This window comes from Lentzea sp. NPDC036949, assembly GCF_055608075.1.
In genome coordinates, this window is the sequence record NZ_JBVJRA010000001.1 from 1,081,081 (window position 1) to 1,099,608 (window position 18,528).

Here is an 18,528-nt window from a genome sequence, read left to right on the forward strand (position 1 = left end):
GTGGGAAACTTACTAACCGCCACCCCCAGGGTCAACGGAGTGTGTCCGAAAGTCACCCTCTCGGCCAGCCGTTCAGCGGACGTCGGGCTTCTTCCTGGTCGACACCGCGATCCGGTTCCACGAGTTGATCGTGAAGATGAGGGCGATGAGCTGCGCCAGCTCCTCCTCGTCGAAGTGCTGCGCTGCCCGCTCGTAGACCTCGTCGCTGACGTACTCGTGGCTGCTCAGGACGGTGATGGCCTCGGTGAGCCTCAGCGCGGCCTGCTCTTTTTCGGTGTAGACGTCGCCCGCCTCCTCCCACGCGTTGAGCAGGTAGATGCGGGCCTCGGTCTCACCGCCCTTCCGTGCGTCGACGGTGTGCATGTTGAGGCAGTAGGCGCAGTGGTTGAGCTGCGAGGCGCGGATGCGGACCAGCTCGGCGAGCTGCTCGTCGAGGCCCTCGCGGGCAGCGGCGTCGAGGGCGATCATGGCGCGGTAGACCTTCGGCGCCTTCTTGGCGAGGTCGATTCGGTTCGTCATGTGGACAAAACTAGGGCGCTCATTGGCCCTCGACATGGTGCAATCTGGTCGTGGAATCGTGGGCCAATCTTGACTTCCACCTCGACCTGTCCGGTCCGGGTGGGGTGCGGCAGCGGTTGACGGCGTCGCTGCGGGACGCGGTCCGGTCCGCGCGCCTGCCACCGGGAACGCGGCTGCCGGCCTCCCGCTCGCTCGCCGCCGACCTGGGGATCGCGCGCAACACCGTGGCCGAGGCGTACGCCGAGCTGGTGGCCGAAGGCTGGCTGACCGCTCGGCAGGGCTCGGGAACCGTTGTCGCGCAACGGGTCGCGCCGCCGCCGCAGGTGGTGCGCCGGGTCGTCGCCGACGACGTGCGGTACGACCTGACCGTCAGCACGCCCGACATCACCGAGTTCCCGCGGGCGGAGTGGGTCCGCTCGACGCGGCGGGCGCTGATGGCGGCACCGGCGGAGGCGTTCGGGCCCGGCGACCCGCAGGGGCGGATCGAGCTGCGGACGGCGCTCGCGGAGTACCTGGCGCGGGCGCGGGGCGTGCGGGCCGACCCGGAGCGGATCGTGGTGTGCTCCGGCTTCGGCGGCGCCGTGCAGATCTTCGACCGGCTGCTGGCGCCGCCGGTGGTCGTGGAGGAGTACGGGCTGGGGTTCCACCGGTCGCTGTGGACGTCGACCGTGCCGTTGGCGGTGGATGACCACGGCGCGAACACCGAACAACTGCCCGACGAGCTGCGCACCTGCGTTCTGACGCCCGCGCACCAGTTCCCGTTGGGCGGCCCTTTGCACCCACGGCGGCGCGCGTCGGCGGTGGAGTGGGCACGGCGCGTGAACGGGCTTGTGCTGGAAGACGACTACGACGGCGAGTTCCGCTACGACCGGCAGCCCGTCGGGGCGGTGCAGGGCCTCGACCCCGAGCACGTGGTCTACCTGGGGACGTCCAGCAAGGCGCTCACGCCCGCGTTGCGGATCGCGTGGATGGTGCTGCCGGACCGGTTCGTCGACCCGGTGCTCGCGCTGAAGACCAGCCGCGAGCAGCACATCAGCATGCTGGACCAGCTGACGCTGGCCGACTTCCTGGCGTCCGGGTCGTACGACGGCCACGTGCGCCGGATGCGGTTGAAGTACCAGCGGCGGCGCGCCCGGCTCGTGGAGGCCGTCTCGCCGTACGTGGAGATCTCCGGCATCGCGGCCGGGATGCACGCCGTGCTGGACACCCCGCACGAGACGGCCATCGTGCAGAAGGCGCGCGACCTGGGCGTGAAAGTCAGTCCGCTGTCGTGGTTCCGGCATCCGTCGAGCACCGACGACCGGACCGGGGTGGTCATGAGCTTCGGAGCGCCCGCGTTCCCACGGGCGCTCGACACGTTCGCCTCGGCGCTAGCGGCGTGCTGCTGACCAGCCCTCGGCGGTGACGTTGCCGCGTGCGTGGACGTAGACGCCACGGCCGTTGTACTGACCGGCCTTGGTGTAGACGAACCTCGTCTTCTTCTGTTCTGTGGCAATCCATCGGCGCTCAGTGGTGGTGATCGTGCGGACGTCCTGCCACGCCGTGCCGTCCCAGTGCTGGACGGTCAGCTCGTCACCCTCGTCGACGTCCACGAACACCTCGACCGGGCGGTCCGCGGTGAGCGTGCCGCCGGAAGTCGTTGCCCGCCACTGCCTTCCACCCGACTGCACGGCGAGCGCACCGGCCAGCCCGTCGGCGACGGCGCGGCGAGCGGGGTTGACGCTGCCCCAGTCGCGGGACGGGTGCACGCGGTTCGTCAGCAGGATCGCGATGCTGCGCGAGGCCTTGTCGATCACGAACGACGTGCCCGTGTACCCGGTGTGCCCCGCGGTGCCGGGACCGCTCAACGCGCCCATGTACCAGCGCTGGTCGAGCTCGAAGCCGAGGCCGTGGGCGTTGCCGGGGAACTGCGGGGTGAAGTTCGTGAGCATCAGCTCGACGGAGTGCTCGCTGAGGATGCGCCGGCCGTCGTACGTGCCGCCGTTGAGAATGGTCTGACCGAGGACGGCGAGGTCCCGGGCCGTGCTGAACACGCCGGCGTGACCGGCCACCCCGCCGAGGGACCACGCGTTCTCGTCGTGCACCTCACCGCGGACGATGCCGCGCGGCGGGGAGACCTGGAACTCCGTGGCGGCCGTGCGGTCCTTGTCCCGCGGGTTGTAGCCGGTGTCCGCCATGCCGAGCGGCCGGGTGATGCCGTCGCGCACGGCCTCGTCGAGCCTCTTGCCGCTGACCCGGTGGACCAGCTCGCCGAGCGTGATCAGGTTCAGGTCGGAGTACACGTACGTGCTGCCGGGCGTGGACTTCGGCTGCACGTCCATGACGCCCTTGATGCGGCTCGGGACGTCCGGGAACCGCGACCACAGCGGGATGAACGGCTCCAGGCCGCTCGTGTGGGTGAGCAGCTGCTTGACGGTGATGTCCTGCTTGCCGTTCACGCCGAACTCGGGCAGGTAGTGCGCCACCCGCTGGTCGATGTCGACCCGGCCCTGCTCGACCTGCTGGATCACCGCGATCGACGTGAAGAGCTTCGAGATCGAGGCCAGGTCGAAGATCGTGTCCTTGCGCATCGCGACCCGGTCGGCCTCCGGCAGCTCGGTCTGCTGGTCCCGGTAGAGGACGGCGTACCCGGTGCGGTCATGCGTGACGACCTTGCCGTCGTGCACGTACAGCGTGACGGCGCCGGGGAACAGCGGCTTGCCGTTCGCCTGCGGCCGGGTGAAGTCGCGGACCTGGCGCAGGGCGGTGTTGATCGGCTCCGGGTCGAGGTGCGCCCAGTACGGGTTGGACGGGCGCAGCGTCGTCCGCTCGTGCGCGAAACCGTCCTGCGGCTGGTCGAAGTGGCCGGGGATGGCGACCGTCACGAGTGCGACGGCCAGTGCGGGGATGAGCATGGCGTCCTCACCGGTAGCGCAGGTAGGGCAGGCGGGTGCGGCGGAACTGCTGGAGTTCCGGCTGCCAGGCGCCCACCACGTCGTCCGCGGTCGCCCCGGCGTCGATCATCGTGCGCAGCCGGTCGGAACCGCTGAGCTTGTCGATCCAGTTGTCCGGCCGCCACGCGAACACGCCCGGGTACAGCGACTTCGCGGTGACGAGCATGGCGACGGCCGCCCTGATGGCGTCGAACTCGCGCGGGTCGGTCACGGACACGGTGACGCCGCCGCAGGTCTGGCCCTGGAACTTCTGGAACGTGGGGGAGAAGTGGGTCTCGCGGAACCGGACACCCCTGAGGTCCATCGCGTTCAACGCCTCGGCCCAGCGCCAGTCGACGCCGGGAGCGCCGACCGTCTCGAACGGGCGGGTGGTGCCGCGACCCTCGGACAGCACGGTGCCCTCGAACAGGCAGGTACCGGGGTAGACCAGGGCGGTGTCCCGCGTGGGCATGTTCGGGCTGGGCGGCACCCACGGCAGGCCGGTGTCGAGCTGGTCGCGCCGCCAGTCGCGGACGTCGACCACCTCCAGGCGGGTCTTGACGCCGAACTCGCCCACGTAGAAGCGGGCCAGCTCGCCGACGGTCATGCCGTGCTGCTGCACGATCGGCTTCAGGCCGACACCGGTGGCGTACGCGGGGTCGAGCTGCGGGCCGTTCGCCCTGCCGCCGATCGGGTTCGGGCGGTCGAGGACGACGAAGTCCAGGCCCGACGCGGCCTGCATCGCCGTGTAGAGCGACCAGATGTAGGTGTAGAAGCGGGCGCCGACGTCCGCGATGTCGAAGACGACCGTGTCGATGCCGGCCTTGGCGAACATCGCCGCGAGCTTGGTGGCGTTCGCGCCGTACGCGTCGTAGACCGGGATGCCGGTGCGCGGGTCCCGGTAGTCGCCCTCGGAACCACCGGCCTGCGCGGTGCCGCGGAACCCGTGCTCCGGACCGAACACCGCCGTCGGCTTTGCGTCGTGCGCGACCATCGAGTCGACGATGTGCGTCTGGTCCGTGAGCACGCCCGTCGGGTTCGTCAGCACGCCGACCTTGCGGCCCTTGAGCTTGCGCCAGCCGTCCTGCGCCAGCCGCTGCGCGCCGGTCGTGAGCCTGCGGTCGGCGGCCGCGGACCCGGTGGTGGCGAGGGGGACGGACAGGGCCGCGCCGGCTGCGAGGAAGTGCCGCCGCCTCACCAGGTCACCCCGTGCCCGAACGGGTAGGGGGTCGGGCCTGGCACCGCGACGGGCAGCTTGCCCTGCGGCTTGGCGTCGCCGAGCAGGACCTTCGCGAGCGACTCCATCGACACCGCCGTGGTCGAGTAGGTGGCGAGCCACGTCTTCGCGTCGGTGTGCGCGACGTCGTACGGGTTGCCGGTGGCCACCGCGACGACCGGCTTGCCCGTGGCGACGAGCTTGGCCAGCAGGTCGAGCTGTGCGGGGCGGGTGCTCAGGTTGTTGGTCAGCACGACGATCTTGTCGGCGCTCGCGGCCGCCGTCAGCGCCTGCTGGGTCTGCGCCGGTGTCGGGCTCGTGGCGGTGACGACCTTGGCGGCTTTGAGCCTGGTCGCGAGGGCCGCGACCGGTGCGTCGCCGGTGCCGACGACCAGGGGAGCGGTGGCCTGCAGCGGGAGCGCCTGGCCGTCGTTGCGGACCGCGGTGATGGTGCGGTCGGTGATGAGCTGGGCCTTGGCGGCGTTGGAGCCGACGACCCGGTCGGCCGCGTCCGCGTCGACCTGGGCGTTGAGCATGACACCGCGCAGGAGCTTCATCTTCAGGATGCGCAGCACGCTCTGGTCGATGCGCCGCTCGGAGAGCTCACCGCTGCGCACGGCGGCGATGACGCTGTTGATCGCGAGACCGAGGTTCGGCGGCATCAGCAGCTGGTCGACGCCCGCCTTCAGCGCGAGCACCGGGATCTCGGCGTCGGAGTGCAGCTTGCGGACACCGGCCATCTCCAGCGAGTCGGTCACGACCACTCCGTCGTAACCGAGCTCCTCGCGCAGCAGACCGGTGATGACCCGCGGCGAGAGCGTGGCCGGGTTGCCGGACGGGTCGATCTGCGGCACCTGGATGTGCGCGGTCATGATCGAGTCGACCTTCGCGGCGATGGCGGCCTTGAACGGCGGCGCGTCGATCTCCCGCCACTGCTCCAGCGTGCGGTTCGAGACCGGCAGGCTGGTGTGGCTGTCCTCGGACGTGTCGCCGTGACCGGGGAAGTGCTTGGCCGTCGCGGTGACCGAGGTGGGGCTGAACCAGCGCTGCTCGTAGCCCTCGACCTGGGCCCTCGTCATCTCGGCCGCGAGCTTCGGGTCGCTGGAGAAGCTGCGCACGCCGATGATCGGGTTCGCCGGGTTGGAGTTGACGTCGGCGTCCGGCGCGAAGTTCTGGTTGATGCCCATCGAACGCAGCTCGGCCGCGGTGATCCGCGCGGCTTCCTCGGCGTCCTCCGCCGACCGGCCCGCGCCCAGGGCCATGTTGCCCGGCAGCTGGCTGAACGGCGGGCCGATGCGCGTGACGAGACCCATCTCCTGGTCCGTCGAGATGAGCAACGGGACGCTGCTCGCCTTCTGCAGGCCGTTGGAGAGCTGCGCGATCTGCCTGGGGGTGTCGATGTTGTCGCGCGAGGAGTTGTTGAAGTAGATGACGCCACCGGGGTGGTACTTGCGCACCACCTCCGCGGGCGTGTCGACGCCGAAGTCGGTCCGGTTCTTCGGGTGAGCGACGTCGGCTGCCTGGCCGTTCACGAACGTGACGAACAGCTGGCCGACCTTCTCCTCCAGCGACATGCCGCCCAGCGTGATCACCGAAGCGTCCGCTCGCGGTACCGGCACGAGCGTGAGCATCGCGGTGGCCAGGGTGAGCGCGGCGATTTTCCGCACGGTGTCGTGCCTCCCGGTGATCTTCCCACGAGATAACAGGCCTGTTATGCAAGTTAGTGACGCCAAGCCTATGGGTCAACGGGAGCGCATTCCGGCGACGCGCCGAGTTCTTCACAGGGTCCGCGCGGAGCTTTCACACAAAAGCAGACGGGGCGCCCCACGAATGGGGCGCCCCGTCTTCAGCGCGGGCTTGCGAGTTACCAAGCGTGCAACTCGTGTCGTACAACCCTGGCCTCGGCGTCCGGCGTCCCGGTACGCAGGCCCTAGACGACAAGCCTCCCGCGGCGTGCTGCGCGTGGGTACTCGAAGTCCGCGCACGGAGCTCCGCCGGGGTGGAGTCTGGCTCCTCTTCGCCAGGTCCCTGGCCGACCCGAGGTCCGCACCACCTATTTAAGTGCGTGGGCCCGGTCACAGCAAGGGCTCGGAAGGGTGCACCGGTCAAGCCACGTTCAGTAGTGAAAGCACTGGCGTTCCAGCGTTTCCGCGGTCGTGCCGGCGTCCGGGTACCGCTGTCGGGGCAGACGTGTGCACCCACGCGGACACCACGTGTGCGGGCCGTTGCCGCTACTGCTCGGTACGCGTCCCGATGGCTGTTCTTCGGGTCGCGAGCCTTGACTAGTCGCCCTTGCGCTTGCGCCGGAGGCCGTACCAGGCGGCCCCCGCGGCGGCGACGGCACCGAGGCTGATGGCCGTGACCGCGACCGTCCTGCCCGACGGGGTGGGGATGCGCGAGCGCAGGCTCACCGGGTCCGAGAACACCTGCACCGGCCAGTCCTTCTGGACGGCGATCCGGCGCAGGCCGCGGTCCGGGTTCACCGCGTTCGGGTGACCGACGACCTCGAGCATCGGGATGTCGCTCACCGAGTCGGAGTAGGCGTAGCAGGTGGCGAGGTCGTACCCGCGTTCTGCGGCGAGCTGCTTGATGGCGACCGCCTTGTTCTCGCCGGCGCAGTAGAAGTCGACGTCACCGGTGTAGCGGCCCCCGTTCACGACCATCCGGGTGCCGACGGAGTGGTCCGCGCCGATCAGCTGTGCGATCGGGGCGACCAGTTCCTCGCCCGACGCGCTGACGATGACGACGTCGTGGCCCTCCGCCTTGTGGTCGGCGATGAGCTGCGTCGCCTCCTTGTAGACCAGCGGGTCGACGATGTCGTGCAGGGTCTCGCTCACGATGCTGCGGATCTGCTCGACGTCCCAGCCCGCCGCCAGCGCCGTGATGTGCGCGCGCATCCGGTCCATCTGGTCCGCGTCCGCGCCGGCCAGCATGAACACGAACTGGGCGTACGCGCTCTTCAGCACCGCTCGGCGGTTGATCAGCCCCTCCTGGAAGAAGGGACGGCTGAACGCCAGCGTGCTCGACTTCGCGATCACGGTCTTGTCGAGGTCGAAGAAGGCGGCGGTCCGGCTCATGGGACTCAGCTTAGGTGTACTGGTCAGTAGGCCGTTCGGGCGGCATTTCGCCGGTGGACAAAACGGTGTTGCCGCACGGTTACCGAAACTTGCCCCACGGCTGTAGCGGAAGTTGCGCGCGGCACTGGCGCATGGGGATACAGTAGGAGAGTCCGGTTCGACGGACGGGTTCAGTCCGACCCCCCGGGACTGAACCATTGACGACCCCCGTCCCTCCCCCCTGGCGGGGGTCGTCCCATATCCCGGGCACGTTTCCCGGTGACCTCGACTGGACCTCTGCGGCCGCCGCGGCCCGACCTCCCAGCGTCGCACACACCACCGACAGTTCCGGGCCCGCCGGCGCCTGAAGATCGCGACTTGTCCACATCCCGCGATTCGTCCACATCTCGATCTTCACCCCGTTGTGTCGTTCATCACGACCGACGACCGTTCATCCCATGACCCACCCCCTCGCCCTGCTCACCGACCCGCACCTGCTCGACGAGGTGCTCCGCCTCGCGGCAGCCGCCGACTGCCCGCTGTCCTGCGCGCCGGACGTCCCCGCGCTGCGCCTGTCCTGGCACTTCGCACCGCTGGTGGTCCTCGACGCCGCGGCACTGCCCGCCTGCGTGGCCGCCGACCTCCCGCGCCGCCCCGGCGTCGTGGTCGTGCACGGCGGCGACCCGCCATGGCCCCTGGTCGTGGCGATCGGCGCCGCCGCGCTGCTGGAGCTCCCCACCGAGGCCGAGGCCCTCGTCACCCTGCTCACGGACGTCCGCGACGGCCCGCCCTCGGACGCCGGCCGCGTCCTGTCCGTCATCGGCGGCCGCGGCGGCGCCGGCGCCTCCGTCCTCGCCACCGCCTGCGCCCGCGAGTCCGCCACCACCGGCACCGAGACCCTGCTCGTCGACTGCGACCCGCTCGGCGGCGGCCTGGACCTGACCCTCGGCGCCGAGTCGGCCACCGGCGCCCGCTGGCCCTCCGTCCACTGCTCCGGCGGCCGCGTCCCCATGTCCTCCCTGCGCGCCGTCCTGCCCACCACCGGCGCACTGAGCGTCCTGTCCTGCGACCGCACCGCCGAACCCCCGGAACCACAGGCCGTGTCCGCGGTCCTCGACGCGGCCCGCCGCTCCGGCTGCACCACCGTCTGCGACCTCCCCCGCCACCCCACCCCGGCCGCGACAGCCGCCCTCTCCCGCACCGACCTCGCGGTCCTGGTCGTCCCGGCAGAACTGCGCGCCACCGCCGCCGCCACCCGCGTCGCCACCCTGCTCCGCACCCACGGCACCCCCACCCGCCTGGTGGTCCGCGGCCCGTCCCCCTCGGGCCTGTCCGCCCCCGACATCGCCGCCGCCGTCGGCCTCCCCCTGCTCACCCAGATGCGCCCCGAACCAGGCCTCCCCGCCGCCCTGGACCGCGGCCACCTCCCCCGCAACCCCAAGGGCCCCCTCGCCACCACGGCCCGCCTGATCCTGCAGTCCCTCCACCCCTGAAAGGCCGCCCCCGATGCCCCGCCTCCACCTCTCCCTCCGCATCCGCACCTACGCCCGCATGCTGCTGAACCTCGCCCTGTACGGCCGCACCACCAAACCCCCGTACAAATTCGTGAAGCCCCCACCCTGACCCGCCCCGCCTTCGCGAACCGCTGCACACCAACGCTTCGCGCCGCAGAGCGCCGCCCTGCCCGCGGCCGCCTCCCCGCGCGTGGGCGGCGCGCGACCAAGGCCGTTCTCACGCGCCACCGACCGCTTTTCCCGCGTTGGCAACGCATCCAGCCGCCAGCCGCACCGGCCTACGCCACACCCACCGTCCCGGCCCCGCGCACGGCGCGCCAAACCCTCGCCCTGCACCGGCCCTCGCCCGCTGCCCGCCACCCGTCCTCGCGCCTCACCCCGCCCTCGTCTCACCCTGCGCCGCCGTCGACCTCCGCATCGCCCGCTCCCCGCCAGTCCGCTCCCCGCCAGTCCGCTCCCCGCCACTCCGCCACTCCGCCACTCCGCCACTCCGCCACTCCGCCACTCCGCTTCCGCCACCCGACCTCCGCCCTCGCTCCGGCCCTCGCAACCCCGCCCCGCGCCCCTGCCCTCGTCTCACCCCGCGCTCCGCCGACCTCCGCATCGCCCGCTCCGCGCCACCCACCCCGCCCTCTGCCACTCCGGCCCCCGTCACCCAGCCCGCCCCTGCCACCCGCCCCGGCTCCTGCCACCCAGCCCAGCCCTCGCCATCCCCGCCCTCTGCCACCCACCCCCACCAGCCCGCCCCGGCCCCTATCACCCAGCCCAGCCCTCGTCATCCCCGCCCACTCCCGCCGTCCCGCACCACCCACCCCAGAAGGAGCTCCCCATGACCCGCTTCCTCGCCTGGTGCTCCGAAACCTGGCTCCGCCTCACCCACCGCGCGAACGAGATCCCGTACGGCCGCCACGCCCGCCACCCCGGACCGGCGACCCCGGCATGAGCACCCTCATCGACCGCGTCCGCCACCGCCTCGCGGGCACCGACGCCGAGATGACCGCCGCGGTCGTCGCCCAGGCGGTCCGCTCGGAGGCGGGCGGCGTCCTCGCCGACGCGGATGTCCTGCAAGCGCTGCAGGTCCTGCGCCAGGAGTTCAGCGGCACCGGCCCCCTCGACCCGCTGCTGGCCGACCCCGGCACCACCGACGTCCTGGTCACCGCACCCGACCAGGTCTGGGTCGACGGCCCGGACGGCCTGCGCCGCACGGCCGTCGTCTTCCCCGACGAGGACGCCGTCCGTCGGCTCGCCCAGCGCCTCGCGGTTGCCGCAGGTCGGCGGCTGGACGACGCCTCGCCGTGCGTCGACGGCTGGTTGCCGGGCAGCGGGGTGCGCATGCACGCGGTGCTCCCGCCGATCGCCGACCACACCTGCCTGTCCCTGCGCGTCCTCCGCCCCGCGACCCACGACCTCCAGGCGCTGCAAGACCTCGGCACGTTCGACGCGGAGATCGCCGGGACGCTGAAAGCCGTCGTGCGCAGGCGGATGGCGTTCCTCGTGGTGGGCGGCACCGGCTCGGGCAAGACGTCGTTGCTGTCCGCGCTGCTCGGGTGCGTGCCGCCGAACGAACGGATCGTGTGCGTGGAGGACGCCGGCGAGCTGCGCCCGGATCACGAGCAGTTCGTGCGGCTCGTCGCCCGCCCGCCGAACGTCGAGGGCGCGGGGGAGGTGACCGTTCGCGAGCTGGTGCGCGAGGCGTTGCGGATGCGGCCGGACCGGATCGTCGTCGGCGAGGTCAGGGGCGCGGAGGTGCGTGAGCTGCTCACCTCGCTCAACACCGGCCACGAGGGTGGCGCGGGGACCCTGCACGCCAACTCACCGGCCGAGGTGCCCGCCCGGCTCGAAGCGCTGGGAGCGCTGGCGGGGCTTGACCGCCAAGCGCTGCACAGCCAGGTCACCGCGGCGGTCCGGCTCGTGTTGCACATGCGCCGCTGCGACACCGGCGAACGACAACTGGCCGAGATCGGCGCCTTCAGCCGTACGGAGAACGGACTCGTCGTCCATCCACTGTGGACGAAGGAGCACGGGTGGAAGGAGAAGCCGTGGTAGGCCTGCTCCTGCTCGCGACAGCACTGCTGGTGTGGCCGCACGTCAAGCCCATCAGACGGCTGAGACCCGCTGCCGCCCGCGGAGTCCCGGTGCCGAAGTGGTTCTGGGTGCTCGCCGCAGCCGTGGCGGTCTACCTGACCACCGGCCTCGGTGGTCTGCTCGCCGCGGCGGTCGTCGCCGTCACCGTCGGGCGGATCGTCAGGCGCATCAGGCGAGAGCGCTCCCAGAACGCCGCGACCGAGGCGTTGAGCAACGGACTCGGCGGCGTGGTCGACGAGCTCAGGGCCGGGGCCCACGCCGCAGCGGCAGCGGAGGGCGCCGCCCAGGACACGCCCGCGCCGGCGAACGAGGTGCTGCGGACCGCGGCTGCCGCGTCCAGGCGGGGCGGTGACGTCGAGAGGGCGTTGCGGGAGCTGGACCAGCCGCTGCTCAGAACCGCGGTGGACCAGCTCGCCAGGGCCTGGCACGTGTCCGCCCGGCACGGGGTCGCGCTGGCCGACGTGCTGGACGCGACCAAGGCGGACCTGGACCGGCGCCTGGCCTTCGCACGGCAGGTGCGGGCCCGCATGGCAGGCCCGCGGGCGAGCGCGCTGGTCCTGGCCGGGCTCCCGGTGTTCGGAGTGCTGCTGGGCGAGCTCAGCGGAGCACGACCGCTCGGCGTCCTCACCGGCACCGCGGCCGGTCAGGTGCTGCTCGTCGCCGGCGCGGTGCTCCTGGCGACCGGCCTGTGGTGGACGAAACGGATCACCGAGCCATGACCTACCTGCTCCTGGCCCTCGCGGTGCTCGTCGCACCTCCGCCACGACGTCCCCTCGACCGCCTCCGGCCACGGGCCAACGACCCGCCACCCGCACCGCGCAAGGCCGACGGGCCGTTCGAACGGGCCGCCGCCTGGGACCTGCTGGCCGCGTGCCTCAAAGCCGGGTTGCCGGTGCCGACGGCCATCGCGGCGGTCCGCGTCGACGGGCTCGGCCGGGTCGCCGAGCTGCTGCGGCTCGGTGCGGACCCGGTCACGGCGTGGGCGACGGCGCTCGACGACCCCGCGACCGCGGCGTTGGCCAGGGCCGCGCGCAGGACCGCGCGGTCAGGGGCGGCACTCGCGCAGCAGGCCGCCGAGCTGGCCGAACGGACGCGCGCCGATGCCGTCGACCAGGCCGAGGCGAAGGCGCAGCGGGCCGCGGTGGCCGTGGCCGCGCCGCTCGCACTGTGTTTCCTGCCGGCCTTCCTGTGCCTCGGCGTGCTGCCGGTGGTGCTGGGGCTGGCCGGCCAGATCCTCCACTAGAAGGGCGAACGAGATGGAACTGCTCAAGGACGACAGCGGCATGAGCACGGTCGAGTACGCGATCGGCACGCTCGCTGCGGCGGCGCTCGCAGGCGTGATCTACGCGGTCGTGACGAGCGACTTCGTGCAGAACCTGTTGCAAGGGCTGATACAGCGTGCGCTGTCGGCGGTCTGACGACCGGGGCATGGTCACGGTGGAAGCCGCGGTCGCGGTGTGCGCACTGCTCATCGCCATGGGACTCGCGGCCGCGAGCCTCACGGCGGTGATCGAGCAGATCCGGTGCACGGACGCGGCGCGCGAGGCGGCGCGGTTGTCGGCGCGCGGCGAACGGCAGCGCGGGGTCCAAGCCGTTGCGCAGATCGCACCCGGTGCCACGGCGGAGTTCCAGGACGAGGGCGATGCCGTGCGCGTCGTCGTGCGGCAGCGGGGACCGTTGGGCGTGCTGCTCACCGCGACCGCGTTCGCCGTCGTGGAGCCGCGGTGAACGGCGGGACGAGCGGCGGGACGAGCGGCGGGACGAGCGGCGAACCGCTTGGCGGTGAGCGCGGATCGGCTGCGGTGAGCGGTGTCATGGCGATGTTGCTGCTGGTCGTCGTCACCGCAGCGGGTGCGCAGTTCGGCGCGGCGGTCATCGCACGGCACCGGGTGACCGGCGCCGCCGATCTGGCCGCCCTCGCGGCTGCCGCTCGTCTTGCCGAAGGTGATCAGCACGCGTGTGAGCAGGCGGAACGCGTTGCGCGGCAGAACGGTGGCGAGCTCGGCTCGTGTGCGGTGAACGGGTGGGAGGTGGTCGTCGAGGTGTCGGCGGCTACGCCGTTCGGCCCGGTCAGTGCTCGGTCGAGAGCAGGTCCGGCTGAAGATCAGAGCGTTTGGAGCACGACGAGCGGTCGTTCATCGGCGGTGAGCGGACTCACACCCGTGCCTGGACATGCTGAACGGTGATCGAACCAATTGTTGACAGTTCGGTTCCCCGTTCAGCCGAAGCACGCTCGCCGTGCCGTACCGACCAGTTGTCGAGGCGGGGGTTACCAAGCCCGGCCCCGGTGTCGTTAGTTGTAGTGGCGGCACCGACGCGGTGTCCTACGAACACCGGCACCACGTCGATGTCGAGCCAAGAGCCTTGGAGGCGAAGGAAGATGGACTGGTCGGACAGCTGGCGCGGGGCCTTCCGCATCGAACTGCGTGCGGAGGCCGTGAGCCTTGCGTACCGCGGCTGGCCCGTCCTGCCCGGCACGTACCCGGCCGGTTCCGAGCAGGGTGTGACGCAGTGGGCGGGCCGCAGCGGGCTCGAGCTCCACGGACCCATCCCGGTCCACCGCGACTGGGTCGACCGCGTCGGCACCCGGTCCGACCAGGTCGCCACCTGGTGGGCGGGCCGTTCCTACAGCCTCCTCCTCGCCACCGGCCACGGTGTGGACGCGATCGAGGTCGGCACCGACCTCGGCCGCCGCGCGGCCGTCGCACTGCGGTCGATCAGCGTTCCCGTGCCGATCGCCGCGACCCCGTCCGGCCGGTGGATGTTCATGGTGAAGTCCGGCTCGAAGCTGAACGCCGAGCTGGCCAACAACTCGGACGTCCACCTGTACGGCCAGGGCGAGTACATCCCGCTGCCGCCCACCCCGATGGCGCACGGCGTCGTGCACTGGCGGGTCAAGCCGTCGATCTGCGGCTGGAACCTGCCGGACGCGCACGTCGTGCAGGACGCGCTCGCCGAGGCGCTGCACGCCCCGGCCCGCTTCCAGCTCGAAACCGTCTGACACACAACTACATGTAGAGCCCGGCCGTGCTGGGTGTCGTCGTGGACTCTCCCCGACAACCCCGAAGGCGATGCCCTGCACGGCCGTTCCACCAAGCCCGATCCGACGACCTGCCTCCGCACCCGCACTTCGGGGGAGGTCGCAGGAGAGGGCAGAAAAGCCGAACACGCACCCCGAAGGACAGCCTCCCGCAGCACGACCGGACCGAGGAACGTTAGTGGCAGAGCACCTGCGCTGCCGCGATCGGCGAAGCCGGCTCCTCCCCGGAGTTCGTCCCACAGCAGTCGACGCCGTCGCCTCCCGCGTGTCCTGCTCGGACGGACAACCAGATTCCGCCGATGTTCCACGGGATCCGGTCGAGATGCGGTAGCAGGCGGGAACACAGTGTTCGGCACGTGGAGAGCGCGCGCCGCGGGTACCCGTGAGCCCGCGGCGCGCGCCCACGAAGATCACTGCAGGAGCTCGCAGCAGGCCGCGAAGGCGAAGGTCTGCTCCAGGCTCCCCGGACGAGGAACCGCGTCGGCGTCCCAGCCGAGGTCCCGGTCCGCCAAGACCTGCTCGATCAGCGGGTGCCACCGCTGATCGAGCATTTTCAACCCCCACAGCAGCGCGCCGCGCTTCGACTCCACCTCCCCGGCGTGGATGGTGTAGAGCGTCCGGCAGTACGCGGCGACGATGTAGCGCTGCGTCCAGGCGTTGCCCATCGGGGCCCAGCCGCGGATCCCCTCCAGCACGTGCGGCAGTGCGGCGCGCATCGACGACCGCAGCGCCTCGGGCGGGACCTCGTCGACCAGCGACTCGATCGGCGGGCCGTCCAGCACGATGCCGTGGTTGCGCAGGATCCACCGCGCGTGCGGCGAGTTGCAGTGCAGGTCCCACTCCAGCGTGCGGGTGCCGTGGTCGTTGAACAGCCACGGAACACCAAGACCGGCGACCGACCGCAGCGAGTCGACGTCGGCGTACGAACCCTCGATCTCCGTCGACCAGTGGCCAGGCCGGGTGGGGATTTCGTCGTGGAGAACCCGCAGACCCTCCAGCGCGGCACCGGACGGCAGCTCGGTGCAGGCGATGATGAAGTCGCAGTCGGAGTGGACGTCCCCGGCGCCGAGGGCGAACGAGCCCTGGACGTAGGCGCCCACGTAGGTGGGGCCGAGGATGGTGCGCACCGACGCGACGAAGTCGTCGAGCAGTGCGTCGAGGTCGGCAAACGGCGTGAACAAGGCAGACTCCAAGGAACCCGTGGCGAGAAGGGGGACGGGCGCGGCAGAGCGTCGCGTCGGCCGCGCGGGAGGGCACGGCGGAGCGGCTCACCAGCCGCGCACGTGGAACGGTGGAGGTCCGGGTCGCCCGCGCCGGTGGACACGGCAGCGGTCCACCCGCACGCGTTGCACGCGGAGCGTCGAGCTGTCCGCGCCGGAGAGCACGGCCAAACGGTCCGCCAGCCGCGAATAGGACGGCGAAGCGTCGAGTCGGCCGCGCCAGAGGGCACGCCGGAGCGGTCCACCAGCCGCGAGTGGCACGGCGAAGCATCAAGTCGGCCGCGCCGGAAGGCACAGCGGAGCGTCGAACCGGCCGCGCCGGAAGGCACGGCGCAGCGATCCACCCGCGCGTGGCACAGCGGAGGTCCGGACTCGGCCGCACCTAGAAGCGGCGGGTCCGATCAGTCGCGTTGCAGCTACCTGCGTTCACACCAACACCGTAGCCACGAGCGACGGCACCGGTCAGGTGATTTTCCCGAGCACCACGTCCAGCACCAGCACCGCTCCGGCCTTGTCCAGCGGGTCGTTGCCGTTGCCGCACTTGGGGGACTGGACGCACGACGGGCAGCCCATCGGGCACGTGCAGGCCTTGATCGCCGCGCGGGTCGCCGACAGCCAGGCCCGCAGCGCCGAGTGGCCGCGGTCGGCGAAGCCCGCGCCGCCGGGGTGGCCGTCGTGGACGAACACCGTCGGCATGCCGGTGTCGGGGTGCGCGGCCGTCGACACGCCGCCGATGTCCCACCGGTCGCAGGTCGCGAACAGCGGCAGCAGGCCGATCGCCGCGTGTTCGGCGGCGTGCAGTGCGCCGGGGGTCCGCTTCGCTTCCACGCCTGCGGCGAGCAGCAGCGACTCGTCGACGGTGTACCAGACCGCACGGGTCCGCAGGGTCTGCTCGGGCAGGTCGAGCGGGATCTGGTCGAGCACCACGCCCGAGGGCAGCCGGCGCAGGTAGCCGACGACCTGCGTGGTCACCTCCACCTCGCCCAGCGACACCGTCACACCGCCGAACTCCTGCCGCTCCACCTCCCGCACGACGGTGATGTCCACGCAGTCGCGCGGCTGGGTCGTCCACTCCGGGTCCTCGCGGTGCACCAGCGCGAGACCGCTGTCGAGGTCGAGCTCGTCGACCACGTACGAGCGGCCCTGGTGCAGGTAGACGGCGCCGGGGTGCACCTGCCAGCTGGCCGATCCCGGGTCGACGGTGCCGAGCATCCGGCCGGAGTCGGCCTCCACCACCGCCACCTGCTCGCCGCCGGAACCGCGGATGTCCACCCCGGCGTGCGGCCGGTCGTGCGAGGCCCAGTACCAGCCGGCGGGCCGTTTGCGCAGCAGCTTCTCCGCCACCAGCTCGGCCAGCACGGACTCCGCCAGCTCGCCGCCGAAGTCCGGCAGGCAGTCCCGCGTCAGCGGCATCTCGGAGGCCGCGCAGGCCAGCTGCGGCCCGAGCACGTACGGGTTCATCGGGTCCAGCACGGTCGCCTCGACCGGCCGGTCGAGCACCGCCGCCGGGTTGTGCACCAGGTACGTGTCCAGCGGGTCGTCCCGCGCCACGAACACGACCAGCGCGCTGTCACCGGACCGCCCGGCGCGACCGGCCTGCTGCCAGAACGACGCCAGGGTGCCGGGGAAACCCGCCACCACCACGGCGTCCAAGCCCGCGATGTCGACGCCCAGCTCCAGCGCGTTCGTCGTCGCCACGCCGAGCAGGTCGCCCGTGGACAGCGCCTTCTCCAGCGCCCGCCGCTCCTCCGGCAGGAACCCGCCCCGGTAGGCGGCCACCCGCGCGGGCAGCTCACCATCCACTTCGGACAGAATCCGCTGGGTGCCCAGCGCCGTCAGCTCGGCACCGCGCCGCGAGCGCACGAACGCGAGCGACCGCGCACCCTCCACCACCAGGTCCGCGAGGATCCGCGACGTCTCCGCGCCCGCCGACCGCCGCACCGGCGCGCCGTTCTCGCCCTCCAAAGAGGTCAGCGGCGGCTCCCACAACGCCACCGTGCGCGAGGCACGCGGTGAGAAGTCGTCCACGACAGCGGACACCGGCACGCCCAGCAGCCTTTCCGCCGAAGCGGAAGGATCAGCCACAGTGGCCGATGCCAAAACGAAGATCGGGTCCGCGCCGTATTTGCGGGCCACCCGCCGCAGCCGCCGCATCAACAACGCCACGTGCGAACCGAAAACACCTCGGTAGGAATGGCACTCGTCGATCACCACGTACTTCAGCCTGCGGAAGAACCGCAACCATTTCGGGTGCTGCGGCAGGATTGAGCGGTGCAGCATGTCCGGGTTGGTGAAGACCCAGTTCGCGTGGGCCTTCACCCAGTCCCGTTCGGCCATCGGGGTGTCACCGTCGTAGGCCGACGCGCGCACCCCCTTGATCCCCAGCTCGTCGAGCGAGCGGAGCTGGTCCGCGCCAAGGGCTTTGGTGGGGGACAGGTACAGCGCGGTGGCCCTCGTGTCCGCCAAAAGAGTGGAAAGCACCGGCAGTTGGTAGGCGAGCGACTTGCCCGACGCGGTGCCCGTGGCGAGCACCACGTGCCGCCCGGACCACGCCAGCTCGGCCGCCTCGACCTGGTGCCGCCACGGCTCGCGCACCCCCGTCTCCGCGAACGCCTCGACCACCGCCGAGGCCGCCCACGACGGCCATTGCACGTGATCAGCCCGCCGCAACGGGAGATCGCGCGCGTGCGTGAGGGGCGACTCCCCGGCGGGCGTGCCCGCCAGCACCCGGTCCAGCAACCGGCGTCCCTGATCCACCACGACTCGAGCTTCGCATACACCACCGACAGTCCGGACCGGGTCGCGGTCGACTTCCAGCGCGGATAACGGTGTGTGCACGCTTCGGGACGGTTCGTTGCCTTGTTGCAACCAGCCCCTAGACTCCCCGCTCATCGCATCCAATGAGGGATGCGTCACGTCGCGCTGGGCGGCTGGTCTGCCTTGGCGCTGCACATGGCAACTCACCA

16 protein-coding genes are annotated in these 18,528 nt (G+C 71.6%); 9 read left to right on the plus strand and 7 right to left on the minus strand.

Annotated features, from left to right (window positions below):
• Positions 1-72: 72 nt before the first annotated feature.
• Positions 73-519 carry a carboxymuconolactone decarboxylase family protein gene (locus ACZ7CD_RS05505; RefSeq protein WP_360385120.1) on the minus strand — a complete coding sequence of 149 codons (447 nt, stop codon included), beginning with the start codon at positions 517-519 and terminating at the stop codon, positions 73-75.
• Between the two features lie 50 nt (positions 520-569).
• Here ACZ7CD_RS05505 and pdxR point away from each other — a divergent pair, with 50 nt between their 5' ends.
• Positions 570-1,907 carry a MocR-like pyridoxine biosynthesis transcription factor PdxR gene (pdxR, locus tag ACZ7CD_RS05510; protein WP_360385122.1) on the plus strand — a complete coding sequence of 446 codons (1,338 nt, stop codon included), beginning with the start codon at positions 570-572 and terminating at the stop codon, positions 1,905-1,907.
• On the opposite strand, the gene ACZ7CD_RS05515 is transcribed toward pdxR, so the two are convergent.
• The 4 genes from ACZ7CD_RS05515 to ACZ7CD_RS05530 all read right to left on the minus strand — a co-directional run bounded on the left by ACZ7CD_RS05515 (position 1,890) and on the right by ACZ7CD_RS05530 (position 7,724).
• Positions 1,890-3,413, minus strand: coding sequence for a serine hydrolase domain-containing protein (locus tag ACZ7CD_RS05515; RefSeq protein WP_470378351.1), 1,524 nt, complete (start codon positions 3,411-3,413; stop codon positions 1,890-1,892). The two genes, pdxR and ACZ7CD_RS05515, sit on opposite strands and share 18 nt — an antisense overlap.
• A gap of 7 nt (positions 3,414-3,420) precedes the next feature.
• Positions 3,421-4,629, minus strand: a complete 1,209-nt coding sequence (locus tag ACZ7CD_RS05520; RefSeq protein WP_470378352.1) for an exo-beta-N-acetylmuramidase NamZ family protein — start codon at positions 4,627-4,629, stop codon at positions 3,421-3,423.
• Positions 4,626-6,278, minus strand: a complete 1,653-nt coding sequence (locus tag ACZ7CD_RS05525) for a glycoside hydrolase family 3 protein (RefSeq protein ID WP_470378401.1) — start codon at positions 6,276-6,278, stop codon at positions 4,626-4,628. Before ACZ7CD_RS05525 ends, ACZ7CD_RS05520 begins: the two co-directional genes overlap by 4 nt.
• A gap of 651 nt (positions 6,279-6,929) precedes the next feature.
• The gene (locus ACZ7CD_RS05530; protein ID WP_360385128.1) at positions 6,930-7,724 is read right to left on the minus strand and encodes an HAD-IB family hydrolase; all 795 of its coding nucleotides are present in this window, start codon (positions 7,722-7,724) and stop codon (positions 6,930-6,932) included.
• Positions 7,725-8,161: 437 nt separating this feature from the next.
• Between ACZ7CD_RS05530 and ssd the strand changes: the two genes are divergently transcribed.
• The 8 genes from ssd (at position 8,162) to ACZ7CD_RS05570 (ending at position 14,303) form a co-directional block, all read left to right on the plus strand.
• Complete coding sequence (gene ssd, locus ACZ7CD_RS05535; RefSeq protein WP_470378353.1) at positions 8,162-9,196, plus strand: septum site-determining protein Ssd; 1,035 nt, start codon at positions 8,162-8,164, stop codon at positions 9,194-9,196.
• A gap of 960 nt (positions 9,197-10,156) precedes the next feature.
• On the plus strand, positions 10,157-11,263 hold the full coding sequence (locus ACZ7CD_RS05540; RefSeq protein WP_470369626.1) for a TadA family conjugal transfer-associated ATPase: 1,107 nt from the start codon (positions 10,157-10,159) through the stop codon (positions 11,261-11,263).
• Positions 11,257-12,021 (plus strand): type II secretion system F family protein, encoded by a 765-nt coding sequence (locus ACZ7CD_RS05545; protein WP_470378354.1) that lies wholly within the window; start codon positions 11,257-11,259, stop codon positions 12,019-12,021. Before ACZ7CD_RS05540 ends, ACZ7CD_RS05545 begins: the two co-directional genes overlap by 7 nt.
• The gene (locus ACZ7CD_RS05550; RefSeq protein WP_360385136.1) at positions 12,018-12,545 is read left to right on the plus strand and encodes a type II secretion system F family protein; all 528 of its coding nucleotides are present in this window, start codon (positions 12,018-12,020) and stop codon (positions 12,543-12,545) included. The genes ACZ7CD_RS05545 and ACZ7CD_RS05550 overlap by 4 nt, the downstream gene beginning before the upstream one ends.
• 13 nt (positions 12,546-12,558) lie before the next feature.
• Complete coding sequence (locus ACZ7CD_RS05555) at positions 12,559-12,720, plus strand: DUF4244 domain-containing protein (RefSeq protein WP_458429669.1); 162 nt, start codon at positions 12,559-12,561, stop codon at positions 12,718-12,720.
• Between the two features lie 10 nt (positions 12,721-12,730).
• A complete protein-coding gene (locus ACZ7CD_RS05560) occupies positions 12,731-13,030 on the plus strand; it encodes a TadE family type IV pilus minor pilin (RefSeq protein WP_470378355.1) in 300 nt (99 codons plus the stop codon).
• Entirely contained in the window at positions 13,027-13,488 is a 462-nt protein-coding gene (locus ACZ7CD_RS05565; protein WP_470378356.1) for an Rv3654c family TadE-like protein, read from the plus strand. Before ACZ7CD_RS05560 ends, ACZ7CD_RS05565 begins: the two co-directional genes overlap by 4 nt.
• 194 nt (positions 13,489-13,682) lie before the next feature.
• On the plus strand, positions 13,683-14,303 hold the full coding sequence (locus ACZ7CD_RS05570) for a bifunctional DNA primase/polymerase (RefSeq protein WP_458429667.1): 621 nt from the start codon (positions 13,683-13,685) through the stop codon (positions 14,301-14,303).
• A gap of 449 nt (positions 14,304-14,752) precedes the next feature.
• Here the strand turns inward: ACZ7CD_RS05570 and ACZ7CD_RS05575 are convergent, their stop codons facing one another.
• Positions 14,753-15,523 (minus strand): aminoglycoside adenylyltransferase domain-containing protein, encoded by a 771-nt coding sequence (locus ACZ7CD_RS05575; protein WP_470378357.1) that lies wholly within the window; start codon positions 15,521-15,523, stop codon positions 14,753-14,755.
• A 501-nt stretch (positions 15,524-16,024) separates the two neighbouring features.
• A complete protein-coding gene (locus ACZ7CD_RS05580; RefSeq protein WP_360385148.1) occupies positions 16,025-18,322 on the minus strand; it encodes a DEAD/DEAH box helicase in 2,298 nt (765 codons plus the stop codon).
• Positions 18,323-18,528: the final 206 nt, after the last annotated feature.

Excerpts from the sequence above, each read along its gene's own strand:
- ACZ7CD_RS05550 (WP_360385136.1), top strand. The coding sequence starts at position 12,018 with ATGACCTACCTGCTCCTGGCCCTCGCGGTGCTCGTCGCACCTCCGCCA.
- ACZ7CD_RS05505 (WP_360385120.1), bottom strand. The coding sequence starts at position 519 with ATGACGAACCGAATCGACCTCGCCAAGAAGGCGCCGAAGGTCTACCGC.
- ACZ7CD_RS05570 (WP_458429667.1), top strand. The coding sequence starts at position 13,683 with ATGGACTGGTCGGACAGCTGGCGCGGGGCCTTCCGCATCGAACTGCGT.
- ssd (WP_470378353.1), top strand. The coding sequence starts at position 8,162 with ATGACCCACCCCCTCGCCCTGCTCACCGACCCGCACCTGCTCGACGAG.
- ACZ7CD_RS05530 (WP_360385128.1), bottom strand. The coding sequence starts at position 7,724 with ATGAGCCGGACCGCCGCCTTCTTCGACCTCGACAAGACCGTGATCGCG.
- ACZ7CD_RS05515 (WP_470378351.1), bottom strand. The coding sequence starts at position 3,413 with ATGCTCATCCCCGCACTGGCCGTCGCACTCGTGACGGTCGCCATCCCC.
- ACZ7CD_RS05540 (WP_470369626.1), top strand. The coding sequence starts at position 10,157 with ATGAGCACCCTCATCGACCGCGTCCGCCACCGCCTCGCGGGCACCGAC.
- ACZ7CD_RS05560 (WP_470378355.1), top strand. The coding sequence starts at position 12,731 with ATGGTCACGGTGGAAGCCGCGGTCGCGGTGTGCGCACTGCTCATCGCC.
- ACZ7CD_RS05555 (WP_458429669.1), top strand. The coding sequence starts at position 12,559 with ATGGAACTGCTCAAGGACGACAGCGGCATGAGCACGGTCGAGTACGCG.
- ACZ7CD_RS05525 (WP_470378401.1), bottom strand. The coding sequence starts at position 6,278 with ATGCTCACGCTCGTGCCGGTACCGCGAGCGGACGCTTCGGTGATCACG.